1 protein-coding gene is annotated in these 1,550 nt (G+C 72.3%); it reads left to right on the top strand.

What is annotated here, in order from left to right; all coding sequences use genetic code 11:
* Nucleotides 1-144: 144 nt before the first annotated feature.
* On the top strand, nucleotides 145-1,550 hold a 1,406-nt coding region (locus tag IH13_RS0114870; RefSeq protein WP_031084621.1), incomplete at its 3' end, for a phosphoenolpyruvate--protein phosphotransferase.

Consider the following 1,550-nt stretch of genomic DNA (forward strand, 5'->3'; position numbering starts at 1 on the left):
GATGCACCGCATCTGACGCCGCGCGCTGATCCACCGGGAAGTGCGGGACAGCCCTTCGGCGCGGTGACGCGCCGTAAGAGGGAGCGGCAACCAGTAGGACATCCACCGCGGCGGCACGGCCACCGCACAATCGGAGACGGTGAAATGGAGACAACGCTGCGAGGCGTCGGCGTGAGCCACGGTGTGGCGATCGGCGAAGTTCGGCACATGGGTACGGCGGTGCTCGAACCACCCGCCAAACAGATTCCCGCGGAGGAGGCCGGGCGCGAACAGGGGCGTGCCCGCCAGGCCGTGGAAGCTGTGGCGGCCGATCTGATCGCGCGGGGCAATCTGGCGGGAGGCGAGGCACAGCACGTGCTCGAGGCCCAGGCCATGATGGCGCAGGATCCCGAACTCATCGCCGACGTGGAACGGCGCATCGCTGTCGGCAGCACCGCGGAGCGCGGTGTGTACGACGCGTTCGCGGCGTACCGCGCGCTGCTGGCCAACGCCGGGGAGTACCTCGCCGGGCGCGTCGCCGACCTCGACGACGTACGCAACCGCATCGTGGCCCGGCTGCTCGGGGTTCCGATGCCGGGTGTCCCGGACAGCGACGAGCCGTACGTACTGATCGCCCGTGATCTCGCCCCCGCCGACACGGCGTTGCTCGACCCGGCGCTGGTGCTCGGGTTCGTGACCGAGGAGGGCGGGCCGACCAGCCACAGCGCCATCCTGGCCCGGGCGCTCGGGGTGCCGGCCGTGGTGGCTCTGCCCGGTGCGGGTGAGATCGGCGAGGGTACGGTCGTCGCGGTCGACGGCAGCACCGGTGAGGTCTTCGTCGAGCCGGACGAGGACCGGCGCGCGGAGATGCGGAGTGCCGCCGCGGCGCGCAAGGCCGCGCTGTCCGCCGCGACGGGGCCGGGTGCCACCTCCGACGGTCACAAGGTGCCGCTGCTCGCCAACGTCGGCGGCCCCGGTGACGTCCCGGCGGCGCTGGAGGCCGGGGCCGAGGGTGTCGGGCTGTTCCGTACGGAGTTCCTGTTCCTGGACGACAGCAAGCAGGCGCCGTCCGAGGAGAAGCAGGCCGCTGCCTACCGTGCCGTGCTGGAGGCGTTCCCCGAGGGGCGCGTGGTCGTGCGGGTGCTGGACGCGGGTGCCGACAAGCCTTTGGACTTCCTGACCCCCGCGGACGAGCCGAACCCGGCGCTCGGTGTACGCGGTCTGCGCAGTCTGCTGGACCACCCCGACGTGCTGCGGACCCAGCTGACGGCGCTCTCCAAGGCCGCCGAGGGGCTCCCCGTCTACCTTGAGGTCATGGCGCCCATGGTCGCCGACCGCGCCGACGCCAAGGCGTTCGCCGACGCCTGCCGTGAGGCCGGGCTGCGGGCGAAGTTCGGTGCGATGGTGGAGATTCCGTCCGCCGCGCTGCGGGCGCGCTCGATCCTGCAGGAGGTCGAGTTCCTGTCGCTGGGCACCAACGACCTGGCGCAGTACACCTTCGCCGCCGACCGCCAGGTCGGAGCCGTCTCCCGGCTGCAGGACCCGTGGCAGCCGGCGCTCCTGGACCTGGT

Source organism: Streptomyces sp. NRRL WC-3549 (assembly GCF_000721935.1).
Lineage (GTDB): Bacteria > Actinomycetota > Actinomycetes > Streptomycetales > Streptomycetaceae > Streptomyces.